This window comes from Flavobacterium orientale (assembly GCF_014638005.1).
GTDB lineage: Bacteria > Bacteroidota > Bacteroidia > Flavobacteriales > Flavobacteriaceae > Flavobacterium > Flavobacterium orientale.
This window is the reverse complement of the sequence record NZ_BMFG01000008.1, coordinates 113,198-129,028: the sequence shown is the minus strand read 5'-3', so window position 1 is coordinate 129,028 and position 15,831 is coordinate 113,198. Positions and strand designations below refer to the sequence as shown.

At 32.7% G+C, this 15,831-nt stretch carries 18 protein-coding genes; 7 read left to right on the top strand and 11 right to left on the bottom strand.

Features of this window, described 5'->3' with window-relative positions; all coding sequences use genetic code 11:
* Positions 1-231: 231 nt before the first annotated feature.
* The 10 genes from trpA to IEV15_RS11130 form a co-directional block, all read right to left on the bottom strand.
* The gene (gene trpA / locus IEV15_RS11175; RefSeq protein WP_188362612.1) at positions 232-993 is read right to left on the bottom strand and encodes a tryptophan synthase subunit alpha; all 762 of its coding nucleotides are present in this window, start codon (positions 991-993) and stop codon (positions 232-234) included.
* A gap of 2 nt (positions 994-995) precedes the next feature.
* The gene (trpB, locus tag IEV15_RS11170) at positions 996-2,180 is read right to left on the bottom strand and encodes a tryptophan synthase subunit beta (protein WP_188362611.1); all 1,185 of its coding nucleotides are present in this window, start codon (positions 2,178-2,180) and stop codon (positions 996-998) included.
* Positions 2,177-2,803, bottom strand: a complete 627-nt coding sequence (locus IEV15_RS11165) for a phosphoribosylanthranilate isomerase (RefSeq protein WP_229734145.1) — start codon at positions 2,801-2,803, stop codon at positions 2,177-2,179. Before IEV15_RS11165 ends, trpB begins: the two co-directional genes overlap by 4 nt.
* Positions 2,800-3,585 (bottom strand): indole-3-glycerol phosphate synthase TrpC, encoded by a 786-nt coding sequence (gene trpC, locus IEV15_RS11160; protein WP_188362610.1) that lies wholly within the window; start codon positions 3,583-3,585, stop codon positions 2,800-2,802. The genes IEV15_RS11165 and trpC overlap by 4 nt, the downstream gene beginning before the upstream one ends.
* Entirely contained in the window at positions 3,585-4,577 is a 993-nt protein-coding gene (gene trpD, locus IEV15_RS11155; protein WP_188362609.1) for an anthranilate phosphoribosyltransferase, read from the bottom strand. Before trpD ends, trpC begins: the two co-directional genes overlap by 1 nt.
* A gap of 81 nt (positions 4,578-4,658) precedes the next feature.
* On the bottom strand, positions 4,659-5,225 hold the full coding sequence (locus IEV15_RS11150) for an anthranilate synthase component II (RefSeq protein WP_188362608.1): 567 nt from the start codon (positions 5,223-5,225) through the stop codon (positions 4,659-4,661).
* 5 nt (positions 5,226-5,230) lie between these two features.
* Positions 5,231-6,631, bottom strand: coding sequence for an anthranilate synthase component I family protein (locus IEV15_RS11145; protein WP_188362607.1), 1,401 nt, complete (start codon positions 6,629-6,631; stop codon positions 5,231-5,233).
* Between the two features lie 290 nt (positions 6,632-6,921).
* Positions 6,922-7,491, bottom strand: a complete 570-nt coding sequence (locus IEV15_RS11140) for a YceI family protein (protein ID WP_188362606.1) — start codon at positions 7,489-7,491, stop codon at positions 6,922-6,924.
* A gap of 25 nt (positions 7,492-7,516) precedes the next feature.
* Positions 7,517-8,149 (bottom strand): NAD(P)H-dependent oxidoreductase, encoded by a 633-nt coding sequence (locus IEV15_RS11135; protein WP_188362605.1) that lies wholly within the window; start codon positions 8,147-8,149, stop codon positions 7,517-7,519.
* 12 nt (positions 8,150-8,161) lie between these two features.
* A complete protein-coding gene (locus IEV15_RS11130; RefSeq protein WP_188362604.1) occupies positions 8,162-8,617 on the bottom strand; it encodes a MarR family winged helix-turn-helix transcriptional regulator in 456 nt (151 codons plus the stop codon).
* Between the two features lie 132 nt (positions 8,618-8,749).
* Between IEV15_RS11130 and IEV15_RS11125 the strand changes: the two genes are divergently transcribed.
* The 7 genes from IEV15_RS11125 (at position 8,750) to priA (ending at position 14,978) form a co-directional block, all read left to right on the top strand.
* Positions 8,750-9,283 carry a TlpA disulfide reductase family protein gene (locus IEV15_RS11125; RefSeq protein ID WP_188362603.1) on the top strand — a complete coding sequence of 178 codons (534 nt, stop codon included), beginning with the start codon at positions 8,750-8,752 and terminating at the stop codon, positions 9,281-9,283.
* Positions 9,284-9,289: 6 nt separating this feature from the next.
* Positions 9,290-9,901 carry a thioredoxin family protein gene (locus tag IEV15_RS11120; protein ID WP_188362602.1) on the top strand — a complete coding sequence of 204 codons (612 nt, stop codon included), beginning with the start codon at positions 9,290-9,292 and terminating at the stop codon, positions 9,899-9,901.
* Between the two features lie 82 nt (positions 9,902-9,983).
* Positions 9,984-10,298, top strand: a complete 315-nt coding sequence (locus IEV15_RS11115; RefSeq protein WP_188362601.1) for a rhodanese-like domain-containing protein — start codon at positions 9,984-9,986, stop codon at positions 10,296-10,298.
* 74 nt (positions 10,299-10,372) lie between these two features.
* Positions 10,373-10,591, top strand: coding sequence for a YgaP family membrane protein (locus IEV15_RS11110; protein WP_188362600.1), 219 nt, complete (start codon positions 10,373-10,375; stop codon positions 10,589-10,591).
* A gap of 111 nt (positions 10,592-10,702) precedes the next feature.
* Positions 10,703-11,560 (top strand): carboxylating nicotinate-nucleotide diphosphorylase, encoded by an 858-nt coding sequence (nadC, locus tag IEV15_RS11105; RefSeq protein WP_188362599.1) that lies wholly within the window; start codon positions 10,703-10,705, stop codon positions 11,558-11,560.
* Between the two features lies 1 nt (position 11,561).
* A complete protein-coding gene (locus IEV15_RS11100; RefSeq protein WP_188362598.1) occupies positions 11,562-12,488 on the top strand; it encodes a YihY/virulence factor BrkB family protein in 927 nt (308 codons plus the stop codon).
* Between the two features lie 39 nt (positions 12,489-12,527).
* On the top strand, positions 12,528-14,978 hold the full coding sequence (gene priA, locus IEV15_RS11095; RefSeq protein WP_188362597.1) for a replication restart helicase PriA: 2,451 nt from the start codon (positions 12,528-12,530) through the stop codon (positions 14,976-14,978).
* Here priA and IEV15_RS11090 read toward each other — a convergent pair.
* Positions 14,975-15,670 carry a LytR/AlgR family response regulator transcription factor gene (locus IEV15_RS11090; RefSeq protein WP_188362596.1) on the bottom strand — a complete coding sequence of 232 codons (696 nt, stop codon included), beginning with the start codon at positions 15,668-15,670 and terminating at the stop codon, positions 14,975-14,977. The two genes, priA and IEV15_RS11090, sit on opposite strands and share 4 nt — an antisense overlap.
* Positions 15,671-15,831 lie beyond the last annotated feature (161 nt).

Here is a 15,831-nt window from a genome sequence, read left to right as displayed (position 1 = left end):
TTAAGTTAAAATAGTGATTATCAGAGCAACATACACGATTCTCGTCAGAGGTTGGTCCAAATGTGGGTGCAAATTTACAATTTATTTTGAAATCAACATTAAATCGGAAGTTTTTTTAATCAAAATATTTAGGATTGTGTTTTTTAATTATTAAAAGGGATTGAAAATTAACTAAAAAACTTATAGTTTCATTTTGCTTTTTGGTAAATGAATACTATTGAAATAGTTTGATTAAAAAAAATTATTGATATAATTTGAGATATTTGAAGCAGCATTGTCATTAATAAAATTGATAAAACCGCTTCCAATAATAGCTCCTTTTTGATGTTTTGTTGCTTGTTGAAAAGTTTTTTTGTCTGAAATTCCAAATCCAATTATTTGCGAATTTTTTAAATTCATAGAAGCAATTCGTTCGAAATAATCTTCCTGAATTTCATTGAATCCAATTTGATTTCCGGTTACACTTGACGAACTCACCATATAAATAAAACTGTTTGAAATGGCGTCAATTTTTAAAATTCGTTCGTCCGAAGTTTGTGGTGTGATTAAAAAAATGTTCTTTAAGTCGTATGTTTCAAATAGTTCTTTATAATCCGATTCATAGATTTCCAAAGGCAAATCAGGAATAATTAACCCGTCAATCCCAACTTCTTGACATTTTTGACAGAAATTCTCCAATCCAAATTGCATTATCGGATTAAAATAACCCATGATAATAAGCGGAGTTTTAACCTTTTCACGAATTTTTATTAGTTGTTCAAAAAGTAGTTTAGTTGTCATTCCGTTTTGTAATGCTTTTGTGGAACTCGCTTGTATAGTTGGACCATCGGCTATGGGATCACTGAAAGGCAATCCGATTTCAATCATATCAACGCCACTTTTTTCTAATTCAGAAATGATTTTGGTTGTGTCATCTAAATTTGGATAACCCGCTGTAAAATAGATGGATAAGATTTTTTTGTCTTCTTGAAGTTTTGAATTTATTCGATTCATTTCTAGCGTAAATTAAAATAATCAATATAGGTGCTCAAATCTTTATCACCGCGACCGGAAAGATTAATCACCACTATATTATTAGGTTCAAATTGTTTTTTGTTTAAAACGGCAAAGGCGTGAGCGGTTTCAATCGCCGGAATAATGCCTTCTGTTTGTGATAATTCCCAGCCGGACTGCATTGCTTCATCATCGGTTATCGCAATAAATTCGGCTCGTTTTGTTTGATGCAGATGGGAGTGTAGCGGACCAACGCCCGGATAATCCAAACCTGCGGAAATTGAGTAAGGTTCCGTGATTTGTCCATCGTTCGATTGCATCAAAAGTGTTTTGCTACCATGAATGATACCCATTTTTCCTAAAATTGATGTCGCCGCACTTTCACCGGATTCAACTCCTTTTCCGGCTGCTTCAACCGCAATTAGGTTGACATTTTCATCTTCCAAAAAATGGTAAAAAGCTCCGGCAGCGTTGCTTCCGCCACCGACACACGCAATAACGTAGTCGGGAAATTCCGTTCCTTCTTTTTCTTCTAATTGAGCTTTGATTTCCTCAGAAATTACGGCTTGAAAACGTGCCACCATATCCGGATAGGGATGAGGTCCAACCACAGAACCAATAATGTAGTAGGTGTTTTCAGGATTGTTAATCCAATCGCGAATGGCTTCGTTGGTAGCATCTTTCAAGGTTTTTGAACCGGAAGTGGCTGGTCTGACTTCCGCTCCAAGCATTTTCATTCTGGCCACGTTCGGAGCTTGACGTTTAATGTCGATTTCGCCCATATAAATTACACATTCCAAACCCATTAAAGCACAAACAGTGGCTGTGGCAACGCCGTGTTGCCCTGCACCAGTCTCGGCAATGATTCGGGTTTTTCCTAATCGTTTGGCAATCAATATTTGGCCAATCGTATTATTGATTTTATGAGCTCCGGTGTGGCATAGATCTTCTCTTTTCAGATATATTTTAGTGTTGTACTGTTCGGATAAACGCTTGGCAAAATAGAGTGGAGTAGGACGACCTACGTAATCCACCAGCAATTCCATAAATTCTTTTTTAAAGCTTGGTTCTGCAGTGATTTTTAAATAGTTCAATCGAAGTTCTTCGATATTAGGATACAGCATTTCCGGAATAAACGCCCCACCAAATTCGCCATAAAATCCTTTTTCATCTACTTGATAATTCATCGCATTTGATTTAATTTTTCTTGAAATTCTTTAATTTTTTGTTTGTTTTTGATACCGGGTTCCTCTTCAAATTGACTATTAATGTCAATAGCAAAACAATTTTTTGCTGCTTTAGATTGAAGAAATTTTTCCAGTTTTGGCCAATCGTTTAAGCTAATTCCTCCACTTAAAAAGAATGGAATATCTTCGTTATAATCATTTAAAATTTCCCATTCAAATGTTGTTCCGTTGCCGCCAGGAAGTTCACCTTTTGTATCAAAAATAAAATAATCAACACAATCTTTGTTATAATTCAATTCATTAAAATTCAATTCATTGTCTATTTTTATTGATTTAATTACTTTAATATTCGTTTTTCTTATTTCTGTACAGAAATCAGGCGATTCATTACCGTGTAATTGCACAAGGTTTAGTTTATGTGCAATAACTTTATCAACAATATCATTATAATCAGCATCAACAAAAATCCCAACTTTGAGAATATCGTCCGGAATATTTTCAATGATCTCTTCGCAAAAACGTATGGAATCTTTCCAAAAAATAAATCCCAAAAAATCAGGTTGCAATTCACTGATGGAAAGTGTGTTTTCCTGATTGTTCATCCCACAAATTTTTAATTTCATAGCTTCATATTTTTAATAAATTCTTTCATCTCATTTTCAGGATTTTTACTTTTCATAAAATATTCACCCATTAAAAATCCTTTAAATCCGTATTCTTTTAATTCTAAAATCGATTCAGAGGCATCAATTCCACTTTCGGAAATCTTAATAAAATCACTCGGAATATGTTCTGCTAATTGTTTGCTATAATCTAAATCAACTTCAAATGTTTTTAAGTTTCTGTTGTTTACACCAATTAAATCTAAACTTGAAAGGATTGATTTTTGAAGTTCTTCTTGGTTGTGAACTTCTAATAATACTTCTAATTTAAGTGACTTTGCCAATTCAGATAAATTTTTGATTTCCTCTCGAGTTAAAACAGCTGCAATCAACAAAATTACATCTGCTCCAAAAGCTTTGGCTTCAATGATTTGGAATTCATCTACCATAAAATCCTTTCGCAAAAGCGGTAAATTGGTGCTGGCTCTTGCTAAAATTAAATCGTCCAAAGAACCGCCAAAATACTGATTATCAGTTAGAATAGAAATTCCTGATGCACCGCCATTTTCATAACCTTTTACAATTTCTTCTACCGAGTTAGATTGATTGATGACTGATTTGGAAGGTGATCGGCGTTTATGTTCAGCAATTATTCCACTTGAACTATTCGATAAATGATGAACCAACGAACTCGTTTTTCGTTCAAACAAAACCGATTGTTCCAATTGTTTTATTGGAATGATTGATTTTTTCAACGCTACTTCTCGTTTTTTTGAAGCAATTATTTGATCTAAAATGTTCATTATCGACTGAGATTTTGAAGTGTTTTTAATTTTTCTAGAGCTTTTCCGCTTATCAAGCTTTCTTTTGCAATCGCCAAACTTTCATCAAGTGATATTTTCTTCATCATTGAAATTGCCAAGGCAGCATTCGCAAGAACCACATCATTTTGCATTTGAGTTCCGTTTCCGGATAGAATTGTCATGAAAATTTTCGCTGCTTCTTCAACGGTTTCACCACCTTTAATTTGATGCAAAGTGACCGATTTGGTATTAAAATCTTCCGGTTTTAGAATTTTCTCCGATGAATTTGAAATAATTTTGACATTTCCGGTCAGCGAAACTTCATCAAAACCTTCTAGATCGTATAAAATAGAAAAATTGGTTGTAGTATTTTGATACAAATAAGCATACATCCGAGCCAATTCCAAACTAAAAACGCCTACCAATTGATTTTTTGGAAAAGACGGATTTACCATTGGACCGAGCATATTGAAGAATGTTTTTACGCCTAATTCTTTTCGAATTGGCCCTACATTTTTCATCGCCGGATGAAATAACGGAGCGTGAAGAATGGCAATATTGGCTTCTGCCAAGCATTTTTCGAGATAATCTTGCTGATTGCTGAATTTTACACCTAAATTTTCCATCACATTGCTTGAACCGGAAATGGATGAAACACCATAATTTCCGTGCTTTGCGACTTTAATTCCCGCTCCGGCAACTACGAAGGAAGCTAAAGTAGAAATGTTGAACGTATCTTTTCCATCGCCACCGGTTCCGCACAAATCGATGGTTTCATAGTTTGAAAAATCGATTGGAATACAAAGTTCCAATAATGCCTCCCGAAAACCGGTTAACTCTTCGATGGTAATGCTTCGCATCATATAAACTGTCATAAAAGCCGCCATTTGACTCGCATTGTATTGTCCGGACGAAAGGTTAATCAGTACGTTTCTCGCCTCTTCTTTCGTCAGCGTTTTGTGATTGATTAACTGATTGAGTATGTTTTTCATAGTTTTTTAGTGATTAGTGAAAAGTAATTGGTAATTAGTCAAGCTTCAACAGACAACTGAGAACCGACAACAGATGACGGACTAACTCTCCAACCAATTCTCTAATATCTTCTTCCCATTAGGCGTTAAAATGCTTTCCGGATGGTATTGAACCCCTTTTACATCTAATGTTTTATGTCGGATTGACATAATTTCACCGTTTTCATCCACGGAAGTGATTTCTAAATCTTCCGGAAAATCATCGGGATTAATGACCCAAGAATGGTACCGACCTACTTCAAATTCAGTTGGTAAATTATTGAAAAGTGAATCTTCTTTGGTTATTTTTACTTTAGAAGCCACGCCATGATAGACTTTTTCGAGGTTGATTAAACTTCCACCGAAAACTTCGCCAATGGCTTGCTGACCCAAACAAATGCCTAGAATACTTTTGCTTGAAGCATATTTTTTGATAACATTCAATAATAAACCGGCTTCTTCTGGAATTCCGGGACCGGGCGAAAGGAGAATTTTGTCGAATTTTTCCAGTTCATTCAACTCAAATTCATCGTTTCTAAAAACGGTAACTTCGGCATTCAAATCTTCTAAATAGTGCACCAAATTGTAGGTAAAACTATCGTAGTTGTCGATAATGATAATTTTTTTCATCGAAATTATATTTTTTGTGCCATTTCTAAGGCTTTGTTTAACGCATTTAATTTGTTGTAGACTTCTTGCATTTCGTTTTCTTCGGAAGAACTTTCTACAATTCCGGCTCCAGCTTGATAGTGCAATTGATGGTTTTTACTCATAAAAGTTCGAATCAGAATTGCGTGATTGAAATTACCACTAAAATCCATAAAACCAATGGCTCCACCGTAAAAACTTCGGTTGGTGTTTTCGATTTTTTCAATTAGTTGCATCGCTTTATGTTTTGGAGCTCCGGTTAAAGTTCCTGCAGGAAATGTGGAAGCCACTAAATCCATTGTTTTAGCTTCCGGTTTTAGCTTTCCAATGACTTTTGAAACCAAGTGAATGACGTGCGAAAAGAACTGAATTTCTTTGTATTTCTCAATTTTTACTTGATTGCAATTTCGACTTAAATCGTTTCTAGCCAAATCGACTAACATCACGTGTTCACTGTTTTCCTTGACATCTTCGGCTAATTTTTTGGCTTGGATGGCATCGTTTTCATCATTTCCGGTTCTTTTGAAAGTTCCGGCGATGGGATGAATTTCTGCTTCACCGTTTTTTACAATCAAATGAGCTTCGGGCGATGATCCAAATAGTTTAAAATCACCATAATCAAAATAGAATAAATAGGGTGAAGGGTTGATGTTTCGAAGAGCTCGATAGACATTGAATTCATCTCCTTTGAAAACTTGCGAAAATCTTCTCGACAAAACCAACTGAAAAACATCACCACGATGACAGTGTTTTTTGGCTAAAGTAACTTGTTCTTTAAAATTTTCATCGGTTAAATTAGAAACCGTTTCTCCCACTTTCGAAAAGGAAAAAGAAGCAAAATTTTTCACTTGGAGCAATTGCTCCATTTCATCAATATTAGAATAATCAGAAATGCTATGGCAAAAAAGAAACGCTTCGTTGTTAAAATGATTGATAGCGATAACGTTTTGGTAAATAGCATAATACATTTCGGGTATAACAATCGAATCATCCTTTTTTGAAATTTCAATTTTTTCAAAATAACGAATGGCTTCATAACTTGTAAATCCAAATAATCCGTTGTAAGCAAATTTTAAATTCGGACCATTTACTGAAAATTTTTGCATAAAGTTTGAAATTTCATTCGTAATAGAAGTTTCTTTTTTTATAGGATGATTTTCAGAACTTCCATCCGGAAAATGAGTTATAATGACATTATTTTCAACCTTAAAACTCGCAATTGGATTACAACATATATAGGATAAACTATTGTCGCTGGTGTGATAATCGGAACTTTCTAACAATATACTGTTAGGAAATTTATCCCGAATTTTTAAGTAAACACTCACCGGCGTGATGGTGTCGGCTAAAACCGATTTATACGTAGTATTTAAATTGTATTGCTTCATATTTGATTGAATTAAAAAGAAAAAGGGCTTGTCGTGATTGACAAGCCCTTTTAAATATTTTGAAAAATATAACTATAGGTAGCTAGCTCACGACGACTGACGTAAGTTGTTCCACCACCAAGCTGTATTTAAAAATGTGTTCATGTTTTAATTTGAATCACAAATGTAGCGATGTAATTTGAATAACCAAACGATTTGTTTAAAATTATCAATTTTTATGATTTGTTTAGGCAAAAAAAATCCTGACACTTTAGCATCAGGATTTAGCAATTTTTCCCATATGTTTTTTTTTAGAAAAACAAAGTAACAGTCAATTCAAAATCGTCGCTAATAGCTGCATCACCAATTCCGCTGAAGATAGAGCTTGATTTGTATTCAATTCCGTATTTTGTTCTATCCACCATAAATGTAGTTCTAACTCTTTCATCAGTAACAGCCAATTCAAAAGTAATAGGTTGTGTGATGTTTTTAATTGTAAGATCAGCAGTTATGGTATAAGTACCATTTCCTTGATCAGCAATTTTTTTAAACTCCAGTTTTGCTGTTGAATGTTTAGCAACACCAAAGAAATCATCAGCTTTTAAATGACCTTCTAATTTTTCTTTTCCTTTTCCGGCTTCTAAATCTAAAACTGTGATAGAGTTCATATCTACTTCAAAGGAACCACCTTTTAATTTTTTTCCGTCAAAAACTAAAGTTCCTGAATTAAAATTGATTGTACCATTGTGAGCTCCGGTTACTTTTTTACCAACCCAAGCAATATTACTTTTCTCAACGTTGATTTTTTTGTTTTGAGCTGCTACTGTTACAGTAGAAAATACAGCTACTAATGCAATTGCGATAGTTTTTAAATTTTTCATTGTTTATTTAATTTTAGTTTATAGTTTATAATGTTGTAAATAATTCTTCTTTTGGTTTTCTTACTTTGTTGTAATGTTGAGTTGCGTCTTCTTCATGTCTATATCCAATGGTCGCAATCAAAGAAGCATTTAAGCCCATTTCATTGAAACCTAAAAGGTCATTAACTTTTTCAGGTTCAAAACCTTCCATTGGTGTTACATCAATTTTTAATTCAGCTGCGGCATTCAATAAATTTCCTAAAGCTAAATACGTTTGTTTTGATGTCCAATTGTTCCTGTCATCTTCTGCTAAAGCATTGATTTTCATTTTCATAAAATCAGCATAACCTTTTACACTCTCAACAGGAATTCCTCTTGTATTGGCTAAATTAGCGATATAATTATCAATTTCAGCTTCTCCAAAGTTAGTAATATTTGCGAAAACTAACACTTCTGAAGCATCAACAATTTGAGATTGACCCCAAGCTAGTGGTTGAAGTTGTGCTCTAAGTTCAGGGTTTTCAATAATAAAAATTCGGTAAGGCTGTAATCCATAAGAAGATGTGCTCAATTGAATTGCCTCTTTTAAGGTTTCGAAATCTTGTTGAGAAATTTTTTTGGTAGCATCAAATTTTTTGGTAGCATAACGCCATTTTTGGCTTTCTATAAAATTATTCATAGCAATTTTTGGTTATAAAGTTCTGTATTTTTCTAATAATATGTTCAAATTTTCTAATTCAGTTGAAGTCAAATTTTTTGCAAACAAATTTTCATGAGCTTCAATTTTAGGATCTAATTCTGATAAAAGTTGTAGTCCTTTTTCAGTAATAGTGATTTCCATTTTACGACGATTGACTTCGCAAACTTCTCGAATAACTAATCCTTTCAAAAGTAATTTATCTACCAATCGGGTAGTGTTGCTGGTTTTTGCAATCATTCGTTCTTGAATGACACACATGTTTGCAGGTTTCCCTTTTTGACCTCTTAAAATTCGCAATACATTAAATTGTTCTGAAGACAAGTCGGATGATTTCAAAAGTTCATTGAATTTATCTGCAATTACATTTTGTGAATACATAATATTTAACACAGTTCGCTTTTCAATCGAAAGTGCAGAATTTGATTTTATTATTTCTTCTATCTTCATTTGTAATTACAAAATTTGTAGGTACAAATGTATAGTAATATTTTAATTGTATATACAAATGTCTATTAAATTTTTGTTAAAGATTTATTGTTGTGAAATTTTACTACTTATTTTTATAGAAAATTATACTTCATGATACTCAATTTTTATAAGTTTATAGTGCTGTTAGTAACATTACTACTTACAATGTTGGTTTCAGCTCAAAAGGTAGTGAGTAAACCATTACTTACTTATGAAAAAGAAGGAATCAAATTAAACTCTTATAATTATAGTGGTATCGAACATTTGTTTCATCAAAAGAATGACACGACTTATGTTGTCAATTTTTGGGCAACTTGGTGTTTGCCGTGTGTTGAAGAATTGCCTCATTTTGAAAAATTGAATCAAAAATACAAAGACGGAAAATTTAAAATGATTTTAGTGAGTTTGGATTTTCCAAAAATGGCAGAGAGTAGGGTTATTCCATTTATCAAAAGAAAAGATTTAAAAGCAGAAGTGGTTTTGTTAAACGATCCTGACGCAAACAGTTGGATTGAAAAAGTAAACAAAGATTGGTCAGGAGCTATTCCTGCAACAATTATTTTTAGAAATGAAAAGCGAAAGTTTTTTGAAAAAGCATTTACAGAAACGGAATTAGAAAACGAAATTAAATCCTTATTAAATTAAAAAATTATGAAAAAATTAAAATTAGCTTTATTGTTATTTGTGGCTGTTGTGGCAGCTTCGTTTACTCTGGTAACTTCTGAGAAAGGATATGAAATTGGCTCAATTGCTACAGATTTTACTTTGAAAAATATTGATAATCAGATAGTTTCTTTACGAGATATGAAAGATGCTAAAGGTTATATCGTGATTTTTACCTGTAATCATTGCCCGTATGCAGTAGCATATGAAGATAGAATTATTGCATTGGATAAAAAATACAAAAAATTAGGCTATCCTGTGATTGCTATAAATCCTAACAATCCGGAAAAACAAAAAGAAGACAGTTTTGAAAAAATGCAAGTTCGAGCCAAAGAAAAAGGGTTTACTTTTCCTTATTTATTTGATGAAGGTCAGAAAATTTATCCACAATATGGAGCTACGAAAACGCCTCACGTTTATATTTTAGAAAAAACCAATAAAGGAAATGTAGTAAAATACATTGGAGCTATTGATGACAATCACGCTGACGAATCAGCTGTTAAAGAAAAATATGTCGAAAATGCAGTAAATGCTTTGCTAAACAATAAAGAAGTAAGCGTAAAAACAACTAAAGCTATTGGTTGTTCGATAAAAGTTTAATAATTTGCTGAGAGGCTGAGAGGCTGAGTGAATGAGTTTTTCTCAGCTACTCAGCAACTCAGAATCTCAGTAACTCAAAATAATGAATTTACAACAAGAAAAATGGTGGGTAGATGCCCAAAGCGATGATAACGCTATTATTTTAGACGTGAGAACACCTGAAGAATTTGAACGAGGAGTTATTCCAAAAGCAATAAACATTGATATTTACAAAGGTCAGGGTTTTATCTATATGTTAGAAGAATTGGATAAATCAAAATCCTATTATGTGTATTGTCATGCCGGAAGCAGAAGTGCAAAAGCTTGCCAAGTCATGCAACAATTAGGTTTCGAAAAAACATACAACCTTTCAGGAGGCATTTCAGAATGGGATGGGCCGGTCGTTGAACCGAACTAATTGAAATTTTAATCCCACTTTCAATATTTTTTTATTATTTTTAGGCAACTAAAAAACCAAACACTTTTGTAATTATGAAAAAAAATATTGGAAATACGGACCGTTTCGTTAGAATTATTTTTGGTATTATTTTACTGATTCTATTCATGTCAGGAGCTCTAATTGAAAATCAAACTTTAAAATGGATAGTTTTAGCACTAAGCGTAATTTTAATTGTAACCTCTTTCACAACATTTTGTCCGCTTTATGCGTTGCTAGGAAAAAGCACTTGTGAAGTCAAGAAAAAGAAATAAATACAAAGTTAAAAGTAATAAGCCACGTAAAAGCGTGGTTTTTTTATTTCAATTTCGTTCAAAAGATTCATTTCGATTTCCTAATTTAGCGAAACTATTAAACTGCATAAAATGATAAGTGAAATTCAATTTCAAAAGGAATTACTAGGAATTATTGAAAACGGTATACGAGAAGATATTGGAGAAGGCGATCACAGTTCCTTGGCTTGTATTCCTGAAAATGCTTTAGGAAAAGCCAAATTATTAGTAAAAGAAGATGGGATTATTGCCGGTGTTGCATTTGCCAAAATGATTTTTCACTATGTAGATGCTACTTTAGAAATTGAAACTTTTATAGAAGATGGAAATGAAGTAAAATATGGTGATGTTGTTTTTCATGTGAGTGGAAGTTCGCAATCTATTTTGAAAGCAGAGCGTTTGGTTTTAAATTCGATGCAACGCATGAGTGCCATTGCTACAAAAACAAAAAAATATGTTGACTTGTTGCAAGGTACAACTACAAAAATATTGGATACTCGAAAAACGACTCCCGGTTTTAGAGCTGCTGAAAAATGGGCTGTAAAAATTGGAGGTGGCGAAAATCATAGGTTTGCATTGTATGACATGATTATGTTAAAAGACAATCACAATGATTTTGCCGGAGGAATTGCGAAAGCTATTCAAAAAACAAAAGATTATTTAGCGACTAAAAATTTAGAGTTGAAAATTATTGTTGAAGCCAGAAATCTAAAAGAGGTAGAAGAAATTCTTGAAAGTGGAGGCGTTTATAGAATCTTGTTAGATAATTTTGATTTTGAAACGACCAAAAAAGCGGTACAACTTATAGGAAACAAATGCTTAACTGAAAGTTCGGGTAATATCAATGAAAAAACAATTAGAAATTATGCAGCATGTGGCGTAAATTACATTTCTTCGGGAGCCTTGACGCATTCAGTTTATAATATGGACTTGAGTTTAAAAGCAATCTAGTATGTCTATTGAAATTGAAGAAAAACTTGATAAAATACCGGTTTTAAAACACATCGTACGTTTTATTAAAAAGATAAAATTACCGTGGTTAGAGGGTTTGTCTTTTTATGATTTAATGGAATTGTATTTTTTAGGAATTATAAAAGGAGCTTTTTCCTATCGTGCCGGTGCCATTGCTTTTAGTTTTTTCATGGCTTTATTTCCGTTTGCTTTATTCATTTTAAACTTGATTCCTTTTATTCCAATTGAAGGATTTCAAGATGATTTTTTGAAATTTGTTGAAGACGGAGTTCCTCCAAATACCTATGAAGCAATTAAAAGCATAATTGACGATATTTTAAACAACAGTTATCAAGGATTGCTTTCTTCGGGTTTTATATTATCAATTTTTTTAATGTCAAATGGAATTAATGCCATTTTGGGAGGTTTTGAAACATCGTATCATATCACTATTTCCAGAAGTTTTTTTCGTCAATATTTTATAGCTCTTGCCATGTCATTGCTTTTTTCATTACTGCTGATTGTTACAGTGGCAGCAATTTTAATTTCTGAGGTATTCATACAAAGTATTCAATTTCACGAAGTTGTAGAGGGAAATATTTCCTTGATTCAGCTCACTCGTTATGGATTTGTTATTATTATGATTTTAATCACAACCTCATTGTTATACAAATATGGAGCAAAAGAAACATCTAATATATCTTTTATAAGTATTGGCTCAGTTTTTACAACAATATTAATACTTTTATCCTCCTATGTTTTTGGAATTTATGTGGTGAAATTTGCAAAGTATAATGAACTTTATGGATCCATCGGAACCTTGTTAATTTTGATGTTTTATATCTGGATTAACTGCATGATTTTGTTACTTGGATTTGAATTGAATGCTTCTATCAATAAATTAAAGCGAAAAAATCTTTTTGATTAAGCTATAACAATAGTTTATCTGCCCATTAAAAATTGAATTATGCCTTATTATGTTGAAGTCATTCTACCGCTAGCATTAAACAAAACCTTTACCTATTTAGTATCGGAAACAGAATTTCATTTCATACAACCCGGAATGCGAATTGCCGTTCCGTTTGGGAAAAGCAAAATCTTTACAGCTATTGCACTTGAACTTCATCAAAATCCACCATCGTTATATGAAGCAAAAGAAATCCATCAAATTTTAGACGAAAAACCTATTGTAAACCAATGGCAGTTAAAGCATTGGCAATGGATTGCAACCTATTATATGTGTTCGATTGGCGAAGTTTTCAGAGCGGCATTGCCTTCAACATTACTTTTAGAAAGCGAAACAATACTCTCAGCAAAACAAGAGATAGTTGTAGATGATTTATCACTTTCAGATGATGAGTTTCTTATTTTTGAAGCTCTTCAACATCAAAGCTCTTTAAAGATAAATGATGTAATTGCTATTTTAAACAAAAAAAATGTTTTTCCGATTATTCAAAAATTAATCGATAAAAACATATTGTTGCTTCAGGAAGAAATTCAGGAAGTATACAAACCAAAGTTAGTGCGATATATTCGAATACATCAAAATTATGCATCAAATGAAGCTTTGAGCGATTTATTAAATGTTATAAAAGCAAAAAAGCAAAGTGAATTATTATTAGGATTTTTTCAATTGCAAGCAGTAGAAAGAAAGCCGATTTCAGTAAAACAATTACTCGAATTTACTTCAGTTTCTTCAGCGGTTTTGAAAGTTTTGATTGACAAAGCAATTTTTGAAGAATACCATTTGATCGAAGACAGAACAGATTTTAAAACAGATGCAATGGATTCCGAATTAATTTTAAGTGAAGCTCAACAGAAGGCTTTATTGGAAATTAAAAAGCAACTAACTCAAAAAGATATTTGTTTGCTTCATGGCGTCACCTCAAGCGGGAAAACCGAAATTTACAGCAAACTGATTCAAGAATCTTTAGACACCGGCAAGCAAATTTTATTTTTGTTGCCCGAAATTGCATTAACAACTCAATTGCTTTCAAGACTACGAAAGTTTTTCGGAAATAAAGTTGCCGTTTTTCATTCAAAATACAGTAACAATGAAAGGGTGGAGGTTTGGAATCAAGTTTTAGAAAATTCACCAAAAGCCCAAGTTGTGATAGGGGCCCGATCTGCAATGTTTTTACCTTTTTCTAATCTGGGATTGGTGATAGTTGATGAAGAACACGAACAAAATTTTAAACAAGTAGATCCGGCACCACGTTATCATGCTCGTGATGCTGTGACGGTTTTGGCTAATTTTCATCAGGCAAAAGTGGTTTTGGGTTCTGCAACTCCTAGTTTAGAAACCTATTATAACACACAAAATAATAAATATGGATTAGTAGAACTTTTTGAACGTTATAATAACGTGCCAATGCCGGAAATTCTTTTAGTTGATTTGAAAGACAAATATTTCCGCAAGCGAATGAATGGTCATTTTAGTGATACTTTGTTGGAGGAGATTACAAATGCACTTTCATTAGGTGAACAAGTTATACTTTTTCAGAATAGAAGAGGTTATGCTCCTTTGTTAGAATGTATCACTTGCGGACACGTGCCACAATGTCCCAACTGCGATGTGAGCTTGACTTATCATAAGTTTAAAAACCAATTGCGTTGTCATTATTGCGGACATTCTATTGCTAAACCTACCAATTGTCATCAATGTTCTAGTGTTGATTTAATTACAAAAGGATTTGGAACCGAACAAATTGAGTTGGAGTTGGCTACATTATTTCCCAATAAAAAGATTCAACGAATGGATCAAGATACCACTCGTGGAAAATTTGGCTATGAAAAAATCATTGATAAGTTTCAAAATCGCGAAGTTGATATTTTGGTTGGAACACAAATGCTTGCCAAAGGTTTGGATTTTGACAACGTGAGTTTGGTAGGCATTTTGAATGCGGACAATATGTTGTATTTTCCGGATTTTAGGGCTTTTGAACGTAGTTATCAAATGATGTCTCAAGTTTCAGGAAGAGCAGGAAGATCAGAAAAAAAAGGTAAGGTTGTTATTCAAACCTATAATCCTAATCACAACACTATTCAACAGGTAACTCATACTGATTATAAAGGAATGTATAAAGAACAATTGTATGAAAGACAAATTTTCAAATACCCGCCTTTTTATAAATTAGTAAAAATTACTTTGCGTCACAAAGATTTTGAAAAGGTCAAAGAGAGTTCGATTTGGTTGTATCAAGTCTTAAGTCAACATTTACAAATGCCTGTTTTAGGCCCGGAAGAGCCTGCAATCAGCAAAATACGAAACGAATACATCCGTACTATAATGATTAAAATTCCGGAAACTGTTTCGCCACAACAAACAAAAAAAACTATCCAGAAAATACTGAATAGTTTTGATGTTATTGTGCAATATCGTTCGGTGAAGCTTGTTGTTAATGTAGATGTTACTTAAGCAATAGCTAAAGCTTTTTTCAAATCGTCTTTTTTATTTCTGCTCAAAGGAATTTTTGTAACTCCAATTTCAGCAAACTTACTATTGAAACGCTCAATTTTTTCAACATTTACAATGTAAGACTTGTGAACACGTAAAAAACGTTCTTTATCAAGATCTTGTTCAAATGATTTCATCGTTGAAAGAACCAAATTGCTGTCTTCATCGGTTACTACTTTAACATAGTCACCATAAGCTTCAATCCATTTGATTTTTGAAGTGAATATTTTTAATTTTTTCAAATTACTTTTTATAAAGATAAAATCTCCTTCTTCGTCGTGAACTTCATTTCGAAGACGATACAAGTCCATAGCACGTTTTACAGAGGCATCAAAACGTTCAACAGAAATAGGTTTTTGTAAGTAATCTGTTGCATCATAATCAAATGCTTTAACTGCATAATCAGCTTTGGATGTAATAAAAATAATCTGAGGTTTCATTTTAAGTCCATCAAGAAAATCAAAGCCACTAATAATTGGCATCTCAATATCGAGAAAGATTAGGTCAACAGAGTGTATCGACATACAGCTCTTTGCCTCAATAGCATTAGAAAAATCCCCAACCAGATTGAGATTCTGGTGGTTATTTACTAATTTGGTAATGATCATTCTTTGGATAGAACTATCATCGACTACGACACAATTTAGTTTCATAATTCGTATTATTATAGATTTGGTGAAACAAACGTAATGCATTTCATCGATAAAAACAAGCTTTTCTCCGATTTTTTTGCGTTATATCGAAAAAATAGGCACTCCCATTGCCAGTTTAAAATAAATGACTATTTTTGCACCCAATTTAACAATTTTAAATA

What these genes read in the sequence shown, in the direction of transcription:
- trpA (WP_188362612.1), bottom strand. Translation starts at nt 993, where the DNA reads ATGAATCGAATAAATTCAAAACTTCAAGAAGACAAAAAAATCTTATCC.
- trpB (WP_188362611.1), bottom strand. Translation starts at nt 2,180, where the DNA reads ATGAATTATCAAGTAGATGAAAAAGGATTTTATGGCGAATTTGGTGGG.
- IEV15_RS11165 (WP_229734145.1), bottom strand. Translation starts at nt 2,803, where the DNA reads ATGAAATTAAAAATTTGTGGGATGAACAATCAGGAAAACACACTTTCC.
- trpC (WP_188362610.1), bottom strand. Translation starts at nt 3,585, where the DNA reads ATGAACATTTTAGATCAAATAATTGCTTCAAAAAAACGAGAAGTAGCG.
- trpD (WP_188362609.1), bottom strand. Translation starts at nt 4,577, where the DNA reads ATGAAAAACATACTCAATCAGTTAATCAATCACAAAACGCTGACGAAA.
- IEV15_RS11150 (WP_188362608.1), bottom strand. Translation starts at nt 5,225, where the DNA reads ATGAAAAAAATTATCATTATCGACAACTACGATAGTTTTACCTACAAT.
- IEV15_RS11145 (WP_188362607.1), bottom strand. Translation starts at nt 6,631, where the DNA reads ATGAAGCAATACAATTTAAATACTACGTATAAATCGGTTTTAGCCGAC.
- IEV15_RS11140 (WP_188362606.1), bottom strand. Translation starts at nt 7,491, where the DNA reads ATGAAAAATTTAAAAACTATCGCAATTGCATTAGTAGCTGTATTTTCT.
- IEV15_RS11135 (WP_188362605.1), bottom strand. Translation starts at nt 8,149, where the DNA reads ATGAATAATTTTATAGAAAGCCAAAAATGGCGTTATGCTACCAAAAAA.
- IEV15_RS11130 (WP_188362604.1), bottom strand. Translation starts at nt 8,617, where the DNA reads ATGAAGATAGAAGAAATAATAAAATCAAATTCTGCACTTTCGATTGAA.
- IEV15_RS11125 (WP_188362603.1), top strand. Translation starts at nt 8,750, where the DNA reads ATGATACTCAATTTTTATAAGTTTATAGTGCTGTTAGTAACATTACTA.
- IEV15_RS11120 (WP_188362602.1), top strand. Translation starts at nt 9,290, where the DNA reads ATGAAAAAATTAAAATTAGCTTTATTGTTATTTGTGGCTGTTGTGGCA.
- IEV15_RS11115 (WP_188362601.1), top strand. Translation starts at nt 9,984, where the DNA reads ATGAATTTACAACAAGAAAAATGGTGGGTAGATGCCCAAAGCGATGAT.
- IEV15_RS11110 (WP_188362600.1), top strand. Translation starts at nt 10,373, where the DNA reads ATGAAAAAAAATATTGGAAATACGGACCGTTTCGTTAGAATTATTTTT.
- nadC (WP_188362599.1), top strand. Translation starts at nt 10,703, where the DNA reads ATGATAAGTGAAATTCAATTTCAAAAGGAATTACTAGGAATTATTGAA.
- IEV15_RS11100 (WP_188362598.1), top strand. Translation starts at nt 11,562, where the DNA reads ATGTCTATTGAAATTGAAGAAAAACTTGATAAAATACCGGTTTTAAAA.
- priA (WP_188362597.1), top strand. Translation starts at nt 12,528, where the DNA reads ATGCCTTATTATGTTGAAGTCATTCTACCGCTAGCATTAAACAAAACC.
- IEV15_RS11090 (WP_188362596.1), bottom strand. Translation starts at nt 15,670, where the DNA reads ATGAAACTAAATTGTGTCGTAGTCGATGATAGTTCTATCCAAAGAATG.